At 64.4% G+C, this 22,562-nt stretch carries 19 protein-coding genes and 1 pseudogene; 3 read left to right on the top strand and 17 right to left on the bottom strand.

The annotated features are described in order from the left end of the window. Positions 1-7: 7 nt before the first annotated feature. The gene (locus QJT82_RS01530) at positions 8-1,597 is read left to right on the top strand and encodes an ABC transporter substrate-binding protein (protein WP_028345122.1); all 1,590 of its coding nucleotides are present in this window, start codon (positions 8-10) and stop codon (positions 1,595-1,597) included. Positions 1,598-1,603: 6 nt separating this feature from the next. Here QJT82_RS01530 and QJT82_RS01525 read toward each other — a convergent pair. From QJT82_RS01525 to QJT82_RS01485, 9 genes and pseudogenes are all read right to left on the bottom strand, one after another. Then, a pseudogene (locus QJT82_RS01525) lies at positions 1,604-3,007 on the bottom strand (amidase). Between the two features lie 86 nt (positions 3,008-3,093). Next, a complete protein-coding gene (locus QJT82_RS01520) occupies positions 3,094-3,855 on the bottom strand; it encodes an SDR family NAD(P)-dependent oxidoreductase (protein WP_028345124.1) in 762 nt (253 codons plus the stop codon). Between the two features lie 63 nt (positions 3,856-3,918). Continuing rightward, positions 3,919-4,629 (bottom strand): ABC transporter ATP-binding protein, encoded by a 711-nt coding sequence (locus tag QJT82_RS01515; RefSeq protein ID WP_063607147.1) that lies wholly within the window; start codon positions 4,627-4,629, stop codon positions 3,919-3,921. Continuing rightward, positions 4,619-5,338, bottom strand: a complete 720-nt coding sequence (locus QJT82_RS01510) for an ATP-binding cassette domain-containing protein (protein WP_018270850.1) — start codon at positions 5,336-5,338, stop codon at positions 4,619-4,621. The genes QJT82_RS01515 and QJT82_RS01510 overlap by 11 nt, the downstream gene beginning before the upstream one ends. 3 nt (positions 5,339-5,341) lie before the next feature. Continuing rightward, positions 5,342-6,415, bottom strand: coding sequence for a branched-chain amino acid ABC transporter permease (locus QJT82_RS01505; RefSeq protein WP_028345126.1), 1,074 nt, complete (start codon positions 6,413-6,415; stop codon positions 5,342-5,344). 13 nt (positions 6,416-6,428) lie between these two features. Next, a complete protein-coding gene (locus QJT82_RS01500) occupies positions 6,429-7,295 on the bottom strand; it encodes a branched-chain amino acid ABC transporter permease (protein WP_018270848.1) in 867 nt (288 codons plus the stop codon). Positions 7,296-7,389: 94 nt separating this feature from the next. Continuing rightward, complete coding sequence (locus QJT82_RS01495) at positions 7,390-8,604, bottom strand: urea ABC transporter substrate-binding protein (protein ID WP_155258877.1); 1,215 nt, start codon at positions 8,602-8,604, stop codon at positions 7,390-7,392. Between the two features lie 58 nt (positions 8,605-8,662). Further along, positions 8,663-9,658: an acetamidase/formamidase family protein gene (locus QJT82_RS01490; RefSeq protein WP_028345128.1), complete on the bottom strand. Its 996-nt coding sequence runs from the start codon at positions 9,656-9,658 to the stop codon at positions 8,663-8,665. Between the two features lie 17 nt (positions 9,659-9,675). Then, positions 9,676-11,076 (bottom strand): amidase, encoded by a 1,401-nt coding sequence (locus QJT82_RS01485; protein WP_028345129.1) that lies wholly within the window; start codon positions 11,074-11,076, stop codon positions 9,676-9,678. 421 nt (positions 11,077-11,497) lie between these two features. On the opposite strand from QJT82_RS01485, the gene QJT82_RS01480 reads away from it, so the two are divergent. Both QJT82_RS01480 and QJT82_RS01475 read left to right on the top strand, forming a co-directional pair. Continuing rightward, positions 11,498-12,661 carry a transporter substrate-binding domain-containing protein gene (locus QJT82_RS01480; RefSeq protein ID WP_028345130.1) on the top strand — a complete coding sequence of 388 codons (1,164 nt, stop codon included), beginning with the start codon at positions 11,498-11,500 and terminating at the stop codon, positions 12,659-12,661. Next, positions 12,658-13,245: an ANTAR domain-containing protein gene (locus QJT82_RS01475; protein ID WP_028345131.1), complete on the top strand. Its 588-nt coding sequence runs from the start codon at positions 12,658-12,660 to the stop codon at positions 13,243-13,245. Before QJT82_RS01480 ends, QJT82_RS01475 begins: the two co-directional genes overlap by 4 nt. A 9-nt stretch (positions 13,246-13,254) precedes the next feature. Here QJT82_RS01475 and QJT82_RS01470 read toward each other — a convergent pair whose 3' ends face one another. The 8 genes from QJT82_RS01470 to urtC form a co-directional block, all read right to left on the bottom strand. Continuing rightward, positions 13,255-15,543, bottom strand: coding sequence for a VWA domain-containing protein (locus tag QJT82_RS01470; protein ID WP_155258878.1), 2,289 nt, complete (start codon positions 15,541-15,543; stop codon positions 13,255-13,257). A gap of 14 nt (positions 15,544-15,557) precedes the next feature. Beyond that, a complete protein-coding gene (locus QJT82_RS01465) occupies positions 15,558-16,385 on the bottom strand; it encodes a CbbQ/NirQ/NorQ/GpvN family protein (RefSeq protein ID WP_051002629.1) in 828 nt (275 codons plus the stop codon). Positions 16,386-16,419: 34 nt separating this feature from the next. Then, positions 16,420-17,439, bottom strand: coding sequence for an alpha/beta fold hydrolase (locus tag QJT82_RS01460; RefSeq protein ID WP_028345132.1), 1,020 nt, complete (start codon positions 17,437-17,439; stop codon positions 16,420-16,422). A gap of 34 nt (positions 17,440-17,473) precedes the next feature. Continuing rightward, the gene (locus QJT82_RS01455; protein WP_259244258.1) at positions 17,474-18,808 is read right to left on the bottom strand and encodes a cytosine permease; all 1,335 of its coding nucleotides are present in this window, start codon (positions 18,806-18,808) and stop codon (positions 17,474-17,476) included. Between the two features lie 95 nt (positions 18,809-18,903). Then, positions 18,904-19,941 (bottom strand): aliphatic amidase, encoded by a 1,038-nt coding sequence (locus tag QJT82_RS01450; RefSeq protein WP_028331418.1) that lies wholly within the window; start codon positions 19,939-19,941, stop codon positions 18,904-18,906. Between the two features lie 33 nt (positions 19,942-19,974). Then, positions 19,975-20,667 carry an urea ABC transporter ATP-binding subunit UrtE gene (urtE, locus tag QJT82_RS01445; protein WP_028345134.1) on the bottom strand — a complete coding sequence of 231 codons (693 nt, stop codon included), beginning with the start codon at positions 20,665-20,667 and terminating at the stop codon, positions 19,975-19,977. After that, entirely contained in the window at positions 20,660-21,412 is a 753-nt protein-coding gene (urtD, locus tag QJT82_RS01440) for an urea ABC transporter ATP-binding protein UrtD (protein WP_028345135.1), read from the bottom strand. The genes urtE and urtD overlap by 8 nt, the downstream gene beginning before the upstream one ends. Further along, entirely contained in the window at positions 21,409-22,548 is a 1,140-nt protein-coding gene (gene urtC, locus QJT82_RS01435; RefSeq protein WP_028345136.1) for an urea ABC transporter permease subunit UrtC, read from the bottom strand. Before urtC ends, urtD begins: the two co-directional genes overlap by 4 nt. Between the last annotated feature and the right edge of the window lie 14 nt (positions 22,549-22,562).

Genomic DNA, 22,562 nt, shown 5'->3' with positions numbered 1-22,562 from the left:
GGACATCATGGGACCATCGATCAACCGGCGCCGTCTGTTGCAGATCGGCGCGGGAGCAAGCCTCGGCATCGCGATGCCGCGCGTCGCGCGGGCCAGTTCGAAGACGATCACGGCCGTCATGCACGCGCCGCTGCGCGCGACGGACCCGATCATGACGACGGCGTGGACCGCGCGCAACCACGGCTACATGATCTATGACACGCTGTTCTCGACCAATGCGAAATTCGAGATCAAGCCGCAGATGGTCGAGGCCTGGGAGGTCTCCGCCGACGGCCTGACCTACACCTTCCGCCTGCGGCCCGGCCTCAAATTCCATGACGGCAGCGCGGTGACGTCGGCCGACGTCATCCCCTCGCTGCAGCGCTGGGCGCGGCGCGACACGATGGGCCAGAAACTGTTCGAATTCGTCGCCGCGCTGAAGGCGATCGACGAGCGCACCTTCCGCATGGCGCTGAAGGAGCCGTGCGGCTTCGTGCTGGCGGCGCTCGGCAAGCCGACCGCCAACGTGCCCTTCATCGTGCCGGCGCGGATCGCCGCGACGCCCGCCGACCAGGCCATATCAGATCATGTCGGCTCCGGACCATTCCGCTTCGTGACGGCGGAATTCCAACCCGGCGTCAAGGCCGCTTATGAGAAGAACCCGGACTACGTTTCCCGCGACGAGCCGTCCGACGGCACCGGCGGCGGCAAGGTGGTCAAGATCGGCCGCTACGAATGGATCAGCGTGCCGGACTTCCAGATCGCGACCAACGCGCTTGTCAACGACGAGATCGACTATTTCGAGGTGCCGCCGCACGACCATCATCCGATTCTCGCGCGCGCCTCCAATGTCGAGCTGACCGATTACAACACGCTGGGCTTCTCCGGCATGTGCCGGATGAACTGGCTGGTGCCGCCGTTCGACCGGCCGGAGATCCGCCAGGCCGTGCTGCACGCGGTGAACCAGAAGGACTGGCTCGACACCCAGATCGGCAATCCCGATTACTACAAGATCACGCCGGCGATCTTCATCGCGGACACGCCGTTCGAAAGCGCGGTCGGATGGTCGACCAAGGCGGACACCGCGAAAGCCAGGGAGCTGCTCAAGCAGGGCGGCTACAAGGGCGAGCCGATCACGATCCTGCACGCAACCGATGCCCCGATCATCACCGCGCTCGGCACGGTGACCGCCGAGGCACTGCGTTCGATCGGCATGAACGTCAACCTGCTCGCGATGGATTGGGGTTCGGTGGTGGCGCGACGCGCCAAACAGTCGATGCCGGCCGAAGGCGGCTGGTCGCTCTACCATTCGACTTGGGCCAGCGCCGACCTCGTCAATCCGATCGGCAATGCCTGCGTCAACGGCAAGGGCAAGAACGGCGGCTTCTTCGGCTGGGTCGAGGATGCCGAGCTCGAGCGGCTGCGCGACAGCTTTGCCCGCACCGCGGCGCCGCCGGACCAGAAGGCGCTGGCCGACAAGATCCAGGCGCGCGCCTACGAGGTGGTCACCCACGTCCCGACCGGGCAGTACAATCAACCGGCCGCGACGCGCAAGGCTCTGAAGGACATCGTCCGCGCGCCGGTGCCGCTGTTCTGGAATGTCGACAAGACCGGCTAGCGGCCCCTATTCGATCGGCGGCCGCCGCGTATGCCAGTCCGTCACCGACTGGAACGCGGCGCCGGCGCGGACCAGCACGTCTTCCGAGAGATGCGGGCCGACCAGCTGCATGCTGAGCGGCATCTGGTCCGAGGCCATGCCCATCGGCAGCGTGATGGTCGGGCTGCCCGAGAAATCGAACACCGCCGTGAAGCGCAGAATGCTCAGCAGCACGCTGGGGTCGGCGCCGTATTCGCTCATCTTGGAGAGCGTCGGGATCGGCACCGGCATCGTCGGGATCAGCAGCAGGTCGATATCTTCGAACATGGCGGCGAGGCTGCCGCTGAACTTCAACCGTTCATGATGGATGGCCGCAATATCGACGCCGCTCGTCGCCCTGCCCTGCTCGATCAGCTGTGCGAGGTCCGGTCCGTATTCCGACTTGCGCGACGGGTAGGTGTCCAGATGAGCCTCAGCCGTCTCCACCGAGCACATCGCAATCCACTGGCTGACGAGCTTCTGATAGGGCGGGAAATGCACCTCGTGGATGTCGGCACCGAGCGCGGCGAGCGTGCGTTCGGCCTGCAGCAAGGCGGTCACGACCTGTCGATCGATGCCCTCCTGGGTGTACCTGCGGTCAACGCCGATCCTGAGGCCTCTTATGCCGTCGCCGATGCCGGCCAGATAGTTCGGCACCGGGGCCCGCAAGGCGGTCGGGTCGTTGATATCAGCACCCGCGATGACGCCGAGCATCGCCGCGGCATCTGCAGCGCTGCGGCACATCGGCCCGACGTGATCGAGCGAGTCGGCCAGCGGGAAGACGCCGTAGCGGCTGACCCGCCCCCAGGTCGGCTTGATCCCGGTCAACCCGCAGGTCGCCGACGGAAAGCGGATCGAGCCGCCGGTGTCGCTGCCGATCGAGCCGTAGCAGAGCCCCGCCGAGGTCGCGACGCCCGATCCGGTCGACGAGGAGCCAACCCAGTAGTTCACATTCCACGGGTTGAGCGGGGCCTGAACGGCCGGATGGTGACTGGTGTAGGCCCCCTCCGTCATCTTCAGCTTGCCGAGCGTCACCGCGCCGGCGACTTCGAGCCGGTCCACGATCGTGGCATTGAAGGACGGCACGAATTTGGCGTGGATCGTGGTGCCGCCCGCGGTCGGCGCAAACGAGGTGTAGCAAAGGTCCTTCAGCCCGATTGGAACGCCATGCAGCGGGCCGCGCCAGATGCCCTTGGCAATCTCCGCATCGTACTGCTTGGCCTGGGCCATCGCCCGCCCCGCAAGGACCAGCGCATAGCCGTGAAACTGTCCGTCCAGCTTCGCAATCCGGCTCAGCATCGCCTCGGTGATCTCCTAGGGCTTCGCCTCCTTGCGGCGAATGAGCTCGGAGATTTCGGTGATGGATTTGTAGTGCAATGAATCCGCTGACATCTGACGCCCTGCTGTTATCGGAAAATGCCTGCCCGGACCGCCGCCGCGGGCGGCGATCTCGCGACTCCGCTGACGGCGCGACCCGCCTAGAACTGGACGCCGCGCGTCAACGCGCCGTCCACCACGAGGTTGGTCCCCGTGATGAAGCTCGCCGCCCTGCTCGCCAGGAACACGGCGGCGTTCGCCATCTCCTGCGGCGTGCCCATGCGGCCGGTCGGGTTGAGCGCCAGTGCGGTCTTGTACAGTTCGGGATTGCCGTCCTTGATCATGTTCCAGACACCACCTTCGAAGTAGGTGTTGCCCGGCGACACCGAATTGGCGCGGATGCCCTTGGCCGCGAGCTGGTAGGCGAGGCCCTGCGTGTAGTGGATGATCGCCGCCTTGAACGTTCCGTAGGGACCGCTGGCAAAATCGACCTCGCGTCCCGAAACGCTCGATATCGTGACGATCGCGGCAGCGCCGCTCTTCTCCAGATACGGCATCGCCGCGTTGACGAGGCGCACCGTCCCCATCATGTCGGTCGAGAATTCCTTCTCCCAGCTCTCCTCGTCCTGCCCGATCGACAGCGCGCTGACATTGGCGACCACGACATCGATGCCGCCGAGCTTGGACGCCATGTCGGCGACCCAGGCCTTCAGGGCCGGCCCGTTCGAGACATCGACGGCAGCACCGAATACCGCAACGCCCTTGGCCTTGAGCGCTGTGACCGCAGCGTCGACGTCACCCTGGTTGCGCGCACAGATGCCGACATTGGCGCCCTCGGCCGCGAACGTGTCGGCGATCGCCCTGCCGATACCCTTGGTGCTGCCGGTAACGAGAACCTTCGCTCCCTTGAGTCCGAGATCCATGTCCATTCCCTCCATTATTATCAATTATGCAACGCACTGATCCTTACCGCGTGGCGCGGTCGATCACAGCAACAGCTGAGCGCGAACGTTGTCTGCGTTGACCTCCTCACCGGCCAGCGATCGCGTGATCTTGCCCTTCTCCATGATGTAGCAGCGCTGCGCGATCTCCAGGATAGTGTCGAGGTTCTGCTCGACGAACACGATCGTGGTCCCGAGCTCCGCCCGGAACGATTTCAGCGCCTCGCAAATGTGCTGCACGATCGACGGCTGGATGCCCTCCGACGGCTCGTCGAGGATCATCAGCGCCGGATTGCCGATCAGCGCGCGGCCGATCGCAAGCTGCTGCTGTTCGCCGCCCGACATGGTGCCCGCGATCTGGCGCCGGCGCTCCTTCAGGCGCGGAAAATACTCGTAGACCAGCTCCGGCAGCTTCTTGCCTTCGGGCCCGCCGATCAACTCGCCGACCTGCAAATTCTCCTCGACGCTCATTTGCGGAAACACGTCGCGGCCCTGCGGGATGTAGCCGAAGCCGGCGCGCGCCCGCGCATCGGCCTCGAGCTGCGTGACATCCCGATCCATGAAGCTGATGGTGCCGCGCCAGGTCTGCAGCAGACCGATCAGGCACCGCATCAGGGTCGACTTGCCGACGCCGTTGCGGCCGATCACGCCGACGATCTCGCCGCGCGAGACCGACATGCTGACGCCCTGCAGGATCGGCGTCGCGCCGTAGCCCGCCCAAAGTCCCGACACCTCCAGAATGCGATCAGTGGGCATGGGTCTTACCCAGGTAGATTTCAGCGACCTTCTCATCTTCCAGGATGGCCTCGAGGCTGCCGCGTGCGAAAATCTTGCCAAGATGCAGGACGGTGACGCGCTGGGCGACCTGACGCACGAACGCCATGTCGTGCTCGACGACCAGGACGGTCATGCCCTCGGCATTGAACGACTTGATCAGCTCGCCGGTCTTGAAAGTCTCTTCCGGCGACATGCCGGCGGTCGGCTCGTCCAGCAACAGCAGCTGCGGTTGCAGCGCCAGCGCCATTCCGATCTCCAGCCATTGCTGCTGGCCGTGCGACAGCGCACCGGCGAGCTTGCCGCTATCATCAGCGAGATTGAGCAACGCGAGCAGCCGCTCCTCTTCAGCACGGCATTCCGCGCCCGAAATGCGTTCCTGCAGCGCGATCTGGATGTTCTGCCGCACCGGCAGCTCCTTGAACACGCTCGGCGCCTGCATCTTGATGCTCATGCCGCGCTGCACCCGCGCGTAGGGCCGCTCGGCGGTGATGTCGATCGAGTCGAAAAAGATGCTGCCCGTGGTCGGCGGATAGAGCCCGACGATCAATTTGAACAGCGTGCTTTTCCCGGCCCCGTTGGGCCCGATCAGGCAGTGCACCTCGCCGGCATTGACCGTCAGGTCGACGTCGGATACGGCAGTCAATCCACCGAAACGTTTCGATACGCCTTTTACGTCGACCAACGCCATGATTCAGGTCTCATCCGATTGCAGGCGGGCGGCATCGGCCAGCGCGGGGGCCTCGTCGCGGCGCCGACGCCTGGTCCACCAATCGACGACGAGCTTGCCGATGCCGAGCACGAAGCCTTGCGGCGCCAGCATCACGGTGGCGAGCAGCAGCACGCCCATCAGCACCAGCGCCGCTTGCTGGCTGTAGACCGTGATGGTCTGGAAACCGAACAGCAGCAGGAACGATCCGACCAGGGTCGCAGTCAGATCGTTGCGTCCGGAGAACGCCACCCACACGATCGGCATCGCCGCCGCCGGCAGGCCGATGCTGGATGGCGTGATGAACTGCCCCCAGGACGTGTACAGCGCACCGCTGAGGCCTGCGAGCCCGCTGCCGATCACGAAGGTCAGAAGCTGATACTTGCGGACGTCATAGCCGAGCATCTCGGCGCGCTGCGGATTTTCCCGCGTCGCCACGATCACGTTGCCGACGCTCGAGTTCACCAGCATGCGCAGCGCGATGTAGACGATCACGATCAACGCGATCATGACGTAGTAAAGCGCCGAGCCCTCGATGTCGAAGTCGCCGACCGTGAGCGGGTCCATTCCCTTCATGCCGTTGAAGCCGTTCAGCCGGGCCGGACCGATATGCCATTCCGGCCCCGCGGTCTGCCCGAGGAAGAAGGCAAGCACCAGCGTCGCCGACAGCGTCACGATGCCGAAGAAAATCCCGCTGATGCCGCCCCAGATCATGAAGTAGCCGAGGATCCCGGCCGCGATCATCGCGATGACCACGGAGAGAACCAGCGCGGCGATCGTGGTCGTTCCCCCGCCCATATTGATGGCCAGCACGCCATAGCCGTAGCCGGCGATGCCGAAGAAGAAGGTCTGCCCGAACGACAGCATGCCGCCGTAGCCCCACATCAGGCAGAGGCCGAGCGCCATGAAGATCCAGATCAGGAAGTAGGCGAAATTGCCGACATCATAGGAATCAGCGAACAGGGGATAGATCAGTGCTCCCGCCAGCACGGCGAGGAAGCAGGACCAGAAGATCTTCCCGCGTCCGAGCGTCTGCGGGCCCTCGAGCAGCTTGAACATCAGAGATTCCCGTCTAGCGCCCACGACGAACCAGCACGCTGGATAGTCCCTCGGGCAGCACACGTATGATCAGGATGACTGCAAACAGCATGCCGATCTGTCCGATGATCTGCCCGTAGCTCGCATTCAGCGCCATCCGGATCATCGCCAGGAACACGGCGGCCGGCGCAGTTCCAAGCAGGACATTGGCGCCGCCGATCACCACGGTGACAAAGCTCTCGACCACAAAGGTCGCTCCCATGGTCGGGATCAGCGTCATGGTCGGCGCGTAGAGCGCGCCGCAGAGCCCCGCGAGCGCGGTGCCGATGCCGAAGCTGATGGAATAGATCCGCCCGGTGCGCGCGCCGAGCGCCTTGGCCATCGCCGCATTCTGCATCGTGGCGCGCGCGATCACGCCAAAGCGCGTCTTCATGAAGATGATGTAGAGCCCGGCCAGCACGGCCACAGCACAGCCGAACAGCACAAGGCGGTAGGTCGAAAACGTGTAACCCCCGATCGCAAAGCTTCCTTCCGGCGTTCCGATACCGCGCACCGCGGAGCCGACGATCAGCAGCATCGACTGCGTCACGATCAGGCTGAGGCCCCAGGTGGCGAGCAGCGAGTCGAGCGGACGCTTGTAGAAGCGCCGCACGACGAGGTACTCGACGATCATGCCGATGATCCCCGCGGTCAGCGCAGCAAGGATCTGGGCAATCGGAAGCGGCACGCCGAGGTTGACGAGCCCCACGGTGACGTAGGCGCCGCACATGATGAACTCGCCATGCGCCATGTTGATGACGCCCATCATGCCGAACACGATGGCCAGGCCCGCCGCCGACAGGATCAGGAACGCGAAGACATCGGCGAACTGATAGAATACCGAGAAGAGTTCAGCCGACATTCCGGTCTCCCTGATCGCGGCGCCGCATCATTGCGGCGCCGGCTCGGTTCGAAGTCGTGACGCACAACACGAGCAAGATTCGTACCTGCGCGCATCACGATTTGCTGGGGAGATGACTCGGCGTGTACTGATCCTTGTCGTTCTTCTTGGTGAGGTCGCAGCCGATCTCGCCAAGCCAGTACGGCTGGATCGTCCCGTAGTCCTTCTCCACCGTCACCTCATGCTTGGGCCCGACCGAGATCAGGCGCATGCGGTGCGACGTATGCTGGCTCTTCGGGTCGATACAGACCTTGCCCTCGGGAGCGTCGATGCAGGCATCGCCGGTTGCGATCACCTTGCGCATGTCCTCGAGCTTGGTCGACTTCGCCTTCTCGACCAGCGCCTTGTACATGTAGAGCGCGTTGTAGGCATTGTAGCCCATGTCGTTGATGTAAAGTTCATCGGGGAATTTTGCGTGCCAGCGCTTCTTGAAATCGTTGGCTTCGGGGGTATCGATCTCCTCGAACCAGTTCGCGGTCGCATGCATGTTGTTGAGCGCCGGCGGCTTGAACCGCTTGTGTTCGAAGCCGAGCATGATCTTGATCGAAGAGCCCATCGGCAAATTGAGGTTGGCCGCGGCAGCCTGCTCGAAGAACGAGTCTTGCGCCGCGCCGACATTGATCGTCAGCAGCCAGTCCGGCTTCGCCTTCTGGATGTTCTGGATCGTCTGCGCGAACTGCGACACGCCGAGCGGGATGAATTCCTCTCCCACGACCTCGCCGCCGAGGTCCTTCATGATCTTGCGGTTCCACTCCGCGGAGATCTGCCCGAAATTGTAGTCGGCTGCGATGACGTAGACCTTCTTGCCGAACTTCTGGACCATCCAGGGGATCAGGGTCGAGAACTGCTGCTCCGGCACCGCGCCCATGCTGATCATGCTGGCGTCGCAGACACCGCCTTCATACTGGTTCGTATAGAAGTACGGCGTGGTGGTGCGATCGACGATCGGACGCAACGCCTCGCGCGAGGCCGAGGTGATGCCGCCGATCAGTACGTCGACCTTGTCGCGATTGAGCAGCCGCCGGCCGAACTCCTGATAGCGGGCATTGTCACCTTGGGGATCAAGGTGAATCAACTCGATCTGCCGGCCGAGAATGCCGCCGCTCTTGTTGATCTCCTCGACCGCGAGCTGCGAGCCGTGCAGCTTCGGCATGCCCATGAAGGCGAGATCGCCGGAGACGTCCTCCAGCAAGCCGACCTTCAGCGGCGGCTCCGCCGCCTGGGCGGCACCTATTGCCGCGGTCCCGAGCATTGCACCAAGCAAAGCCATTCCGACTATACGCCCCGAATACATCGCGATGTCCTCTGTCGTTGAAGGATGTTTGAAGTCACGCCTTGAGGTAATTCTTCAGGATCGACGCCCCCATCGTGTATTTGGGATCGACCATGTTGCCGAGCCGCATGCGGCCGGCCTGGCTGAGCAGCATGTAGGCGTCGATCTCATCGAAGCCGTAATCGGCGCTCATCCAGCGCACGAGCTCGCGATAGGCGATGCGCGCGGCGTCCTCGAGCGGGCGTGCGCTGCCGATCGTCATGATGAAGTCGCGCGTCTCCAGCCGCGGCCAGGCGAAGCTCCAGTTCTTGATCAGATCGATCTGCAATGTGACAGTCGCGCGCTGCTCCAGCGCGACGCCCGAGAGCTCGCCATCGCCCTGCGTGGCGTGGCAGTCGCCGACATAGAGCAGCCCGCCTTCGGCATGCACCGGCAGATAGATAATCGCGCCCGGTGCGACGTCGGGCAGGTCCATGTTGCCGCCGTGATAATCGGGCTGCAGCGAGGAGATCGCCTCGATCTCGGGCGAGACGCCGATCGTGCCGATAAACGGCTCATAGGGCAGCGTGATCTTGTCGCTCCAGCGCACGCCGTTGCGGTCGACATGCAGCTTCTTGACGCGTTCCGGCAGCGGCGGATTGAGCAGAGCTGTGGATGCCGTCCCGACCAGGCCGCCGAACTCCGGAATGATGCAGGTCGTTCCGGCCGGCTGCGCGCCGCGGGTCTCGACATCGCGGATATAGACGGCGAGGCAATCGCCCTTCCTGGCGCCCTTGACCGCGATCGGCCCGCATTGCGGGTTCAGATAGGGGAAGTTCAGCTTCGCCGTAGGGCTGTCGCTTTCGCTGGTGAGCACGCCGCCGAAGGCGTCTTCGGTCTCGACAACGACGACCCCGCCCGGGTCGATCGACAGGGTCGGCTTGGCATAGGGCCCATAGACGTAATGGAAGCCACCCTGCTGCTCGATCGTCAGGCTATGGGTCGTGCCGGTCGCGCCCTTGGCAAGGGCGCGCTTAGCCATGATGGAACTCTTCAACCAGTCTTCGGTCATGCGAACGGCTCCTCGATTCAGATCGCGGGATGGCGCTTGTGCCAATCGGTGACGCGCTGGAAGGCATCGCCCGCGCGAACGAGGCTTGCTTCGTCGAAGTGTCGGCCGACGAACTGGAAGGCGACCGGCCCGCCGTTCGGCGCGAAGCCGCCGGGAAGCGTCACGGTCGGGCTGCCGGTCATGTCGAACGGACAGGTGAAGCGCAGCAGCCCGGTAATCAGCGACGGGTCCTCACCCAGCGCTGCCATCTTGGCCAATGTCGGCGCAGCGAATGCCTGGGCCGGAACGGCGATCAGATCGACCGTCTCGAACAACAGCCGCACCGCGCCGCGGAATGCTTCGCGCCGCAGCACGATCTTCTGATAGTTCATGCCGGATTGCGCCCGGCCGAGATCGAGCAGGCCGGCGAGCGCGGGACCATATTCGTCCTTGCGTGCGGGATAGGTCTCTTCGTGCGCGACCGCCACTTCGATGCCGCACAAGGGGAACCAGTCCTCAATCACGGCCTTGGGATCAGGGAACGTGATGTCCTTGATCTTCGCGCCCAGATCGGCGGCAATGCGCAGCCCTTCGCTGAGCACCTTGCCAGCGGCCTCGTCGGTACCCTCGCTGGTCCAGCGCCGATCGACCCCGATCGTCACGCCGCGCAAATCGCCGGACAGGCCGGCGAGATAGTTCGGCACGGGCAGCGGCACGGAGGTGGTGTCCTTGGGATCCTGGCCCGCAATCACGGCGAGGATCGCGCCGCAATCGGCCGCGCTGCGCGCCATCGGCCCGATGTGATCGAGCGTCGCCGCGAGTTCGAAAGCGCCATAACGGCTCACGCGTCCCCAGGTCGGCTTCAGCCCGGTGATGCCGTTGGCGGCCGATGGAAAGCGGATCGAGCCGCCCGTATCGGTGCCAAGCGAACCGAAGCAAAGCCCCGCGGCGGTGGCGACGCCGGAACCGCTCGACGATGCACCCGACCACAAATCCGCATTCCACGGATTCTTCGGCGGATCGATCTTCGGGTGGTGGTCGGCATAGGCGCCCTCGGTCTGCTGCAGCTTGCCGAGGATAACAGCGCCGGCATCCTTCAACCGCGCGACGACCGTGGCATCCTCGCTCGGCCGGAAGTCCCGGTGAATGGTCATGCCGTGCGCGGCCGGAGCGCCCTTCGCCCAGCACAAATCCTTGACGGCGATCGGCACGCCGTGGAGCGGTCCCTTGATCTTGCCGGACGCGATGTCCTTCTCGGCTGCCGCCGCTTCGGCCAGCGCCGCCTCGCCCATCACATAGGCGTAGCTCTTGAGCTTGCCGTCGAGCTGCTCGATCCGCCCGAGCATCGCCTTGGTCACCTCGACCGGCGAGAGCTTTTTGGCCTGGATTTGCTGCCCGATCTCAATGAGCCCGAGATAGTGAAGATCCGTCGTCGGCATCGTTTCTCACCCCGCACTTGACATGACGCAAGCGCAGGCACTGCCCATCACCGCGCATGCGCCTCCGGCTTGGCGGCACGGACGTGTCGCCAATTTGTTTAGCGGCAAAGCAAAAAGCCACCCGCCCCTCCGAAACGAAGGTGACGAATGGCCCAAATGCCGCGGCTATGAACTATCGCATGGGTCCGGGGTCGAACGGAGCACTCTGCGCGGCGATCGGGACGTCATCGGCCAAATCGACGCACGCAAGGTTCGACAGGAAGCCCTGTAGGAGAAAATTCTAAGGAGGTGTGCAGCGCGTTGTCAACGAGGCTGGCTGCACAAATTTCGCGAGGTGCATGCGCAGCAAATCGGCATGACCCCTTGCACCGACCTCTGCCAAGATGATTTCCTTGATGCGTCGCGTCGCCGAAAGTACTCAATGACCAAGCCCTCCATTCCAGTTGGCATCATCTGCTCGCAGCACGGGCCCTATCAGGCCATGGGACGCGAGATCCTGAAGAGCGCCATGATGGCGGTCGACGAAATCAACAATCAGGACGAGTTCGACTTCGCGATATCTGCGCATGTCCGCGATCCCCGCGGAATCATCTCGGAGTACCATACGGTCTGCGACGACCTCATTCGCAACGTCGGCGTCGAGCACATCATCGGCTGCTACACCTCGGCCTCGCGCAAGCAGGTGCTACCGATCGTCGAGCGTACCGACCGCCTGCTCTGGTATCCGGCGCGCTACGAGGGGTTCGAATGCTCCGACAACGTCATCTATGTCGGCGCCTCACCCAATCACAACGTGCTGCCGCTGGTGCGTTACGTGCTCGATAATCTTTCGCGCGAGATCTTCTGTGTCGGCTCCAACTATGTCTGGACGTGGGAAACAAATCGTGTCACCCGCGAGCTGGTGACGGCGGCCAAAGGACGCATTCTCGCCGAACGCCTGCTCGAACTCGGTGAAAGCGCGGTCACGCACATCGTGGACGAGATCGTGCGGCGCCGGCCGCCGGTCGTCTTCAACACGCTGGTCGGCAGTTCGAGCTACGACTTCATCCGCGCCTTTCATGCGGCGACCGCCGCGGCCGGCCTCGACATCCCGATGCTGAGCTGCAGCCTGTGCGAGCCCGAGCTCAAGATCGCGGGTCCCGCGTCGGCCGGATGCATCACCTCGTCGGCCTATTTCGAAAGCATTCGCCTGCCCGAGAACCGGGCCTTCGTGGCGCGCTGGAAGGCGCGCCACGGCGAACACAGCAGCCCGTCCGTCGACGGGCAATCCGCCTATGTCGCGGTCTATCTGCTGGCCCGCGCGCTGCAGCGCGCCGGCACATCCGATATCGGCGAGGTGCGGCGCGCCGCGGCCGGCCATCGCTACAATTCGCCGCAAGGTCCGGTCTGGATCGACGGCAGCAACAACCACTGCGTCCTGACGCCGCGGCTGGCCGTCTCGAACGCCGAAGGACAGTTTGACATCTTCTGGGAAGCTGAAGCGCCGGTCAGGCCGGATCCTTATCTGACGCAGCTCGACATCGCCGCCAGCCCGGCAAGGGATGGAACGTTGCCGAATGCGCCGCATTTGCGGGTTGTGAAATGAGCAAACCGTCTTCATTTTCGCTGCGGGGGCGCAAGGCGCTCGTCGCCATCAAGGATGAGCGCGATGCCTCGATCGTCAGGCGGCAGTTCGAGCGCCTCGGGATCGAGATCGTCACATGGGAGCCCGGTGCCAATATCGACTGCCGTCCCGACGTGACGCTGATCGATGACGAGTTCCTGCCGCTCACCTCGCCGGCGCTGCGGACGTCGATTGGGCGAAGCCCGGTCATCGCCCTGCTCGGCACCGAGACGCCGAGCCGTCTGAAGCTGGTGCTCGACCTCGATCCGGCGTCATTTCTGGTGAAGCCGCTGCGATCGGCCGGCATCTATGCTGCGCTCGTCCTGGCTTTCGAGCGCAGCGAGCGCACCAGCGAGCTGAAGCAGCAGGTGCTCAAGCTGGAGCAGCGGCTGCGATCCCGCCGCGTCGTGCTCGCCGCGGTCCTTCAGGTCATGCACACCCATGCGCTGGCCGAACCGGCTGCCTTTGCGCTGATCCGCCGCGCCGCCATGGAGCAGCGCAAGACGATCGAGGAACTCTCGGCGGAGATCACCGCAAAGGGCTCCCTGCCCCGGGCAACGGGCTAGAGCCGGCGACTATTTCTTCAGTTCCGCGTAAAGCTGCATCACCCGTTGCGGCAACACCTCGATGCGCGGCACGCGGAGCGCATAGCGCTCGCCGAAAATCCGATCGAGCTGGGGAAATCTGTGCTCGCCGATGCCAAAGGCAAAGATATCGGTGCCGCGCCGCCGCAGCTGCTGGGCGGCACGGCGCGCGTCCTCGACGAGATATTGCGCATCCGGCACGTCGACGTCGGACGGCTCGCCGTCGGTCAGAACCAGCAGCACTTTCCGGAACGCGCGTCGTTCGGCGAGGTAGCCCCCGGCATGGCGCAATGCCGCGCCCAGCCGGGTGGAATGGCTGCTGTCGAGGCCCGCGAGGCGCGCACGAACCACTACGTCCATCGGCTCCGCAAAGCCCTTGATGCGCAGGTAGCGCACACGCTCGCGGCCATCGGAGCTGAAACCGTGCACCGCGATCGCATCATTGGCGGCCTCGACCGCGGCCGCCATGATCGCGGCCGCCTTGCGTTCGACGTCGAGGACCGTCCGGCCGCGGCGGTCACGATCGGCGGTCGATTGCGACAGGTCCAAGAGCAGCAGGATGGCGAGATCGCGCGGTCCGGGCGCATCGCGCTGGTAGACCCTGGGCTCGCTGATATTGCCGGTGCGCCGCTCGATCGTCAGGGCGATCGCCGCGTCAATGTCGAGCGCGTCGCCGTCGCGCTGGCCCTTGTGTCTGATACGGCGGCCGATCGACGCGTCGCGGGTCAACTCCGTGATCCAGCGCATCGCCTCGGCGTCCGTCGAGGAATCGAAGGGCTGCGCGGAAACGGCGGCATCGGCCTCCAGGATCGTGGTCCAGTCCGGCCGCTCGGTACGCGCCGCATAGTCCCATTCCGGGTAGGTCGCGACTGGAAACCCATCCAGCAGCGTGACCGCGCTGGCCTTCGCGCGCAACGTCTCGTCCGGCTTGGCGTTGTCGTCGCTCGATTGGGCACCCGCATCGTCGCGCCGCTCGATCCGCACGGAATCGACGGCAAGTTCGATCGTCTCGGCCGGACTGTCCGGCTGGTCGCCGAAATCCCACAGCGCCAGATTGTCGTCGCGATAGGCAGGTTCGACGACGTAGCTCTTGGCGTTGAACTGCAGCCGCATCTGTCCGATGTCGTTGCCGAGCAAGCCACCGATCTCGCGGCTGATGGCGGGATCGCTCCAGCGGCCGGCGGCCGCGGCAAACAGCTGTTGTCCCTTGGCCACCCACGCATCCGGATCCTGATAATCGGGATCGATCAGCGCCCGCGCCAGCCGCATCATCAGTCCGGCTGCGGTTGCCTGGCCGGCCGGCGTCGCGCTGTGAAATGGCAGCCACAGCCGGCGCAGCCCGGGCATCTCGCGGAGCGCGAGCGTCTCGACCCGGGCATCCTCGATCAGCGAGACCAGCGCGATCTGCAGCGCTTTCAGTCGCCCCACCGGAAAGCGGACGTTGGAATGCACCAGATGCGCGCCGGCATGCGCGACCGCCGCGAGATAGACGGCGTCCGCTGCCTCGCCTTCGAAGCCGGGAAAGGTCTGCGGCAGACCGACGAGCCCGGCGGTGAGCGAAGTCCGCCGCGGCACCGGCGTCGGTGCGACGGCAAGTTTGCGGAAACGCGGCTTCCTGTTCCACAACGCGATCGTGGTTGCAGCGAGCCGCTTCTCAAGCCGCGCGAAATCATCGCCGCTCCGGCCGGCTGCGAACAGTTGAGCCGAAAGCTGATCGTCGAGCGCGAAATAGGCGCGGCGGCGCGATGCGCGACCGCCACTCGCGCGCAAGCCGGCGGAAACCCACGCCGCAAACTCCTCGCCGCCGGCATGCGCCAGAAACTGCCCCAGCCGACCGATCGCGAGGCTCGCCGATTCCGGCCCAGTGGCGGCGAGTTGGTCGAGCGCGACGAGGACCGCGGTGAGTTCTCCTGCACCCGCAAGCCGCGGCAGCAGCTTGGACAATTCGGTCAGCAACGCATGGGCGACGCGGCTTCCGGCGCTGCAGCCGATGTCCCGGACCGCACGGCCGATCGCGATCAGATCATCGGCCGATCGCTGCGCCGGCCATTGCTCCGATAGACGCAGAAAGCCCTGCACCACGGCTTGACCGAGATTGGCCTCGAACAAGGCGTGCACGGCCTCGTCCCAGAGCGCCAGATCATCGAACCAACCCGTCCGCTGCAGAGCAGCCCGCGCCGCCTGCACGGCCGCAGCTACATCTTCATGGCCGCGCAAGAGGGCCGCAAGCCGACGTCCGGACCGGAAGCTATCGAGCGAATTGATTTGCGCGACCGCCACCTGCAAACGTCCACTTACCCGCAGGCCGAGATCACGTCGCGCAACGTGTTTCTGGTGTCCGCGTCATCGGTCAGGGGCACGACGATCGTGGTCTCGCAGGCCTTTTCGAGGCTGATGCCGCATCCGATCAGGCGGCCGGCATTGACCAGCATCCGGGTCGAGGCGCCTTCGTCGAGCCCCTGGCCCTTCAGGTTGCGGCTGTGCTGGGCGATCTTCACCAGAAGATCGGCGAGGTTGGGCTCGATGCCGGCTTCGCGCGACACCACCTCGGTCTCGGCCGGCCGGTCGGGATAGCCGAAATCCAGCGCCGCGAAGCGCTGCTTGGTGGATTCCTTGAGGTCCTTGATCGCGCTCTGGTAGCCCGGATTGTAGGAGATCACGAGCTGGAAGTCGGAATGGGCGTGGATCAATTCACCGCGCTTTTCCAGCGGCAGCACACGACGATCGTCGGTCAAGGGATGGATCACGACCGTCGTGTCCTGGCGCGCCTCGACGATCTCGTCGAGGTAACAGATCGCGCCAAGACGCACGGCGGTGGTGAGCGGCCCGTCACTCCACACCGTCCCCTCTGCGTCGAGCAGCCAGCGTCCCACCAGATCCGCCGCCGTCATGTCCTCGTGGCAGGCGACCGTGATCAGCGGGCGGCCGAGCCGCCAGGCCATGTATTCGATGAAGCGGGTCTTGCCGCAGCCGGTGGGCCCTTTCAGCATCACCGGCATGCGGTTGGCATAGGCTGCACCGAACAGTTCGACCTCATCCTTGAGCGGCCGGTAATACGGCTCCTCCCGGATGCGGTACTGGTCGAGCAGCAGGGCGGGATTGGACAAGCTCACGCCTCCCATGATCGCGCAGGCAGCCGTTCGCAACCGGTCGATATCACGATGCGAGCAGCTCCTTGAGCTTGCCGTCGATGAAGGCGACATCGACCGGATTGGTCCCGGGCCCGCCGGCGAAGTGGCCCCAGATCGACGGTACCGGCACGAGCTTGGCGTTCGGCATGTTCTCGACCTCGAACGCGCTGTCCTCCGGCGGGAAATAGAGATCGGTCTGCCCCGGCATGACATAGGCCTTGGCCTTGATCGCCCTCAGCGCGGCCTTGAAGTCGCCATTGTAGATTTCGTTGTCGCTGATGTCGCCGTGCTGCCAGGTCCACAGCATGGTCAGCAGGTTGTTGGGATCCTTTGGCAGGAAGAAGCCTTCCCAGAACGCCACCAGGAAATCCTCCAGCGACGAATAGCCCAGCGTCTTGATGTCGAGCTGCTCGCGATAGAACGCCTGCGAAAAGCCCCAGCCGGCATAGACACGCGCGGCGGCGCGCAGTCCGCGGGCCGGCTTGTCGGTGTACCAGCCCTCCTTCCACGCGGCATCCGCGGTGAGTGCCGCCTTCACGCCTTCGAGGAACACGAAGTTGTGGCGCGAGCATTTCGCCGAGCCGCAGAACGGCGCCAAGAGGTCCATCATATCGGGATAGAGCGCGCCCCAATGGAACGTCTGCAGCGCGCCCATCGACCAGCCGACCACGAGACGGATGTGCTTGATGCCGAATTTCTCGGTCACGAGCCGATGCTGGGCGCGCACATTGTCATAGGCCGTCACCTGCGGGAAACGCGGTCCATTATACGGTTCCGGCGTGTTGCTCGGCGACGACGACAGCCCGTTGCCGAGCATGTTCGGAATGATGATGAAGTACTTTGCCGGATCGAGCGCCCTGCCCGGTCCGATCAGCCATTCATTGTCGTAGTGCTGGCCGGAGTACCAGGTTGGATAGACGATGACGTTGTCCTTGGCCGCGTTGAGCTGGCCATAGGTCTTGTAGGCGAGCTTGCAGTCGCGAATGGTCGCGCCGCGCTGCAAGGTCAAATTGCCGAGATCATGGATCTGATAGTCGACGCTCATTGATGTACCCTTCTTGCTTGATCGAGCTGATCGCTTACGCCGGACGCGCCACCTTTTCAGTCGGAGACTCCACCCGTGCGATTGCCCCGTACACGATGCCTGCGACCACCGCGGCGGAGATCGCAGTTGACAGTCCCGGCATCAGGTTTTCAACCGCAAAGGCAAAGAGCGACCCGATGCCCCAGGCGATGAACGGCTTCGCGCGCCAGTCCACATCCGCCCGCGCCTCGGCCCGCAGCAGGTACTGGTCGACCAGGATGATCGCACCGATCGGTGGCACCAGGATGCCAAGCAGCGACAGCCACTGGATGAAGAACGCCCAGACATTGCCGGCAGCGACCAGGATGCCAAGCGCGCCGAGCACCACCGCCATCAGCCGCATATTGGTCCCGAGGATGCGCGACCAGCCGGTGGCCGCATTGTACAGGCAATGCGAGCAGACCGAGCCGAGATTGGCATAGAGGAAGATGAACGCGAGGATGCTGAGCCAGGTCAGCTGCTTGCCGTTCATGTAGCCGAACATGTTGTCTACACCGAACGGATTGGCGTTCGGCACGGCGAGCGCCGCCGTCGTCACGCCGCCGACCAGCATCGCCACCAGATTGGCGAACGGAAAGGCGCTGAACGTGGCAAACAGCGAGGCCCGCGCGCTCGGCGCCCAGCGGTTGAAGTCCGCCGTCACCGTGCCGGCGTCGATGAACAGCGCGAGCACCACCGTGAGGCCGACGCCCATCGACATGCTGGCGACGCCATTGTTGCCGGCATAGGCGAAGATCGCCGCCGACGTCGTGGTCGAGGCGGCATCGGCCGCGACCCAGAGGCCGAGCACGACAAACAGCGGCACCGACGCCAGCCCGATCCAGTGCAATCCCTTCACGCCGACGAAGGTAATCCCGATATAGAGCACGCCTGCGACGATGGTCATCGCCACATAATTGAGGCCGTAGGTCGAGGAGATCAGCGCGCCGGTGATGCCGGTCTGCACCGCATACCAGCCGAGCAGCAGGGTCGACAGCAGGCCCGACGCCAGCACGTAGCCCTTCTTTCCGAACACGATGCTGGCGATCAGCGCGAAGTTCATGCCTCGCCTGGTGCCGATCAGGCCGAGCGCGCCGACATAGGCGAACATGATCAGATTGCCGACGATCATCGCCACCAGTGCGTTCTTGAACCCCATGCCCAGCACCAGCAGCGATCCGGTCATCGCGCCGGTGATGATCATCGGAAAGCCCAGCCACACCATCGTGACCGAGAAGGCACTGCGCCGGGCGCTCATCGGCACCGGCTCGTGCTCGAATTCATGGCCGAGAAGGTCGTCGATCTGCCCTTCGGTCTGATGAACCAGCCCGCTATTCGATTGACCGCTCATGATGTCCCCCTTGTTTCCTCCGCGAGGAAGTGTCCGCCGTTGCATCGAACCACGCCGGCGCGAAACGTCGCGCCGGCGCCGATCGTCGATGTCACTCAACGATGTGCGACTTTCTGGTTCGGAATGCCCTCGATCGGGCATTCGTCGGTTCCGACGGTCGGACGGGTCATGGCCTCGACCATTTCCCGGGTGCCCTCGGGGTCGGTGATCCAGTTCTTGTAGAAGGTGTAGGGGCAGACCGCGTGACCGCGATCGCCGTCGCCGGAGTTGATCAGGCCGGTATAGCCGCGGTGCATCAGCTTGAAGAGATGGTTCTGCGACTGCATGTTGCGGCGGGCGTCGCGGATCAGCGACACCGAGAGCTGCGCGTACTGGATACCGTTCTCCTCGGTGCCGCACTCGCCGAGCGTCCTTCCGTCGAAGCCGATGAGCGCGGAATGGCCGAAATAGGAATAGACGCCGTCGAAGCCGGAGGCGTTGGCGACCGCGACGTAGCAGTTGTTGGCCCAGGCCATCGACTTCGAGATCTGGATCTGCTGCTCCTTGGCCGGATACATGTAGCCCTGGCAGCGCACGATCAGCTCGGCACCGCGCATCGCGCAGTCACGCCAGATCTCCGGATAGTTGCCGTCGTCGCAGATGATCAGGCTGATCTTCAGTCCCTTCGGCCCGTCCGAGACGTAGGTGCAATCGCCGGGATACCAGCCCTCGATCGGCACCCACGGCATGATCTTGCGATACTTTTGGACGATCTCGCCCTTGTCGTTCATCAGGATCAGCGTGTTGTACGGCGCCTTGTTGGGATGCTCCTCGTGGCGCTCGCCGGTCAGCGAGAACACACCCCAGACCTTGGCCTTGCGGCAGGCGTCCGCGAAGATGCGGGTTTCCTCGCCCGGTACCGACGACGCCGTCTCGTACATCTCCTTGGAGTCGTACATGATGCCGTGGGTCGAGTATTCCGGGAAGATCACGAGATCCATGCCCGGCAGGCCGAGCTTCATGCCCTCGACCATCTTGGCGATGTTGCGCGCGTTATCCAGCACCTCGGCCTTGGTGTGCAGGCGCGGCATCTTGTAATTGACCACGGCAACGCCGACCGTGTCCTTGCTGCTCGATATGTCTCCATGCAACATGTCTCGACTCCCTTTCCTGAGCGATAATTCCCGCTACACGGCCATGTGCAGCTGGATGAGATCATCGGTGAGCTCACCGATCGCGCCCTTGGCGACGACGCGTCCCTTTTCGAGCAACGCGAAGCGATGAGACGCACGCCGCGCGAACGCGACATTCTGTTCGACCAGCACGACCGTGATGCCGCGCTCGCGATTGAGGCTGACGATCACGTCCTCGATCTGCTCGACGATGTTCGGCTGGATACCCTCGGTCGGCTCGTCCAGCAGGATGACCTTGGGCTTGGCCAGCAGCGCACGCGCGATCGCAAGCTGCTGCTGCTGGCCGCCGGAGAGATTGCCGCCATAGCGATTGAGAAAGTCCTTGAGGACCGGAAACAGCTCGAGCACCCACTCCTCGATGCCGTTGGCCGATTTCGCGGCGAAGGTCCCGAGCGTCAGGTTTTCCCGCACAGTGAACTTCGGCAAAATCCCGCGGCCCTGCGGCACATAGGCAATACCGGCCTTGGCGCGCTGATAGGTCCGCAGCGGCGAGATGTCGGCACCGTCGAGCGACAGCCGTCCGGTACACCGGTCCATCAGGCCGAGGATGCTGCGCATCAGCGTGGTCTTGCCGACGCCGTTGCGGCCGAGCACCGAGAGGAATTCGCCATTGCCAACCGTCAGGTTGATGCCCTGCAGGGCGCGGCTGTTGCCGTAGAAGGCGTCGACGTCGGTCAGCTCAAGCATGGCTGATGCCTCCCGATCCGAGATAGGCGCGGCGCACTTCCGGATGCGCCTCCACCTCCGCCGCGGTGCCCTCGGCCAGCATCTGGCCCATATGCATCACCGAGATGATGTCGCCGATCGCCTTGACGAAGCCCATGTCGTGCTCGACCACGATCAGCGTGTGCTTGCCCTTCAGCCGTGCGAACAGTTCGGCAGTCTTGCGGGTTTCCTGCGCCGTCATGCCCGCGGTGGGCTCGTCCATCAGGATCAGCTCGGCGTCCTGGGCGACCAGCATGCCGATCTCCAGCCACTGGGTCTGACCGTGCGACAGGTAGGCGGCCGGCCGGTCGAGCTGCTCGGTGAGCCCGACCAGTTCGGCCAGGCGCTCGACATGCTCGCGCCCTGAGTTGCCGATATTCCAGCGCAAATTGCCAAGCACGGAGGTGCGGCGGGCTCGCGCCACTTCAAGGTTCTCGGAGACCGAGAGCTCGCGGAATACGCTCGGCACCTGGAACTTGCGGCCAACGCCGGCGCGAGCAATTTCGTATTCCTCGAGATCCTGCAGCGCGGTGCCATCGAAGCTCACCGTGCCGGCGCACGGCTTCACCTTGCCGCAGATGATGTCCAGCGCCGTGGTCTTGCCTGCGCCGTTCGGCCCGATCAGGCAGCGCAGCTCGCCCTTGCGCACGCTCATGTTGAGAGCATTGAGCGCCTTGAAACCGTTGAAGCTGACCGAGACGTCGCGGAGATCGAGATGGGAGCTCATGTGCTGCCCTCCGTCTGGCCGACGCCTTGCGCCACCCCGCCCGCGGCCGCATGGCGGCGCTGCACGATCCAGCGCAGCACGACCTGCGCAAGGCCGGCGAGCCCCTTCGGCAGGAACAGCACCACGAGCACGAACAGCGCGCCCATCACCAGCGTCCAGGTCTCCAGGAACGCTGCGGACTCCGACAGCGCGCCCTGCATGCCCGCCACCAGCACCGCGCCAAGGAACGCACCGACCAGGCTCTGCCGGCCGCCGACCGCGCACCACACCACCACCGAAAGCGAGAGCTGCACGCCGAGGAAGGTCGGCGAGGCAAACTCCATCACCACCGTGTAGAGCATGCCGGCAAGGCCCGCGATCGCCGCCGACAGCGCGAACACGAAGATCTGGTAGAGCGCGACGTCGTAGCCGAAGTAGCGCACCCTGCTCTCGTGGTCGCGGATCGCCTGCACGATCAGGCCGGCCTTGGTTCTTGTGAAGGCAAAGGCGACAAGCAGGCTGAGCAGGACACAGCTGGCGACGAGATAGTAGGTTGCGCGGCCATAGGCATCGAACGCGACGCCGAAGATCTCGAGCTGGGCGAGATCGGTGATGCCGTTGAAGCCGCCCGTGTAGCTCTGCTGGTCGATGATCACGAGATTGATCACCACCATGGTGGCGAGCGTGATGATCGAGACATAGACGCCGGTGACGCGGCCCCGGAACATGAACCAGCCGAGCGCCGCCGCAACCAGCGCCGGCACGATCAGGCCCGCGGCGATCGCGAAGGTCAGCGAGCGGAACGGCTCCCAGAACCACGGCAAATGCTGGACATTGTTCCAGACCATGAAGTCCGGCAGGCCGCTAGCTCCCGTATGCACCGGCACGGTCTTGAGCTTGAGCGCCATTGCCATGGCGTAGGAGCCGAGCCCGAAGCTCATCGCCTGGCCGAGATTCAGCATGCCGCCGAATCCCCAGGACAGCCCGAGCGATACCGTGAGGATTCCCAACACCAGATAACGCGCGACCTTGTTGAGCAGGAAGTCGTTGTTGAGCAGCACCGGCAGCGCGAACACCGCGGCGCAGACGATCAGCAGAGGCGCAAGCTGCGCGATCAGGCGCTGCAATCCGCTGGAGTTAGGAACATGCGACGGCATAGATGAGCGATCTG

The organism is Bradyrhizobium sp. Mp19 (assembly GCF_029952935.1).
Lineage (GTDB): Bacteria > Pseudomonadota > Alphaproteobacteria > Rhizobiales > Xanthobacteraceae > Bradyrhizobium > Bradyrhizobium elkanii.
Note: the sequence above shows the minus strand (reverse complement) of the source record. Positions and strands in the feature narration are given on the sequence as shown.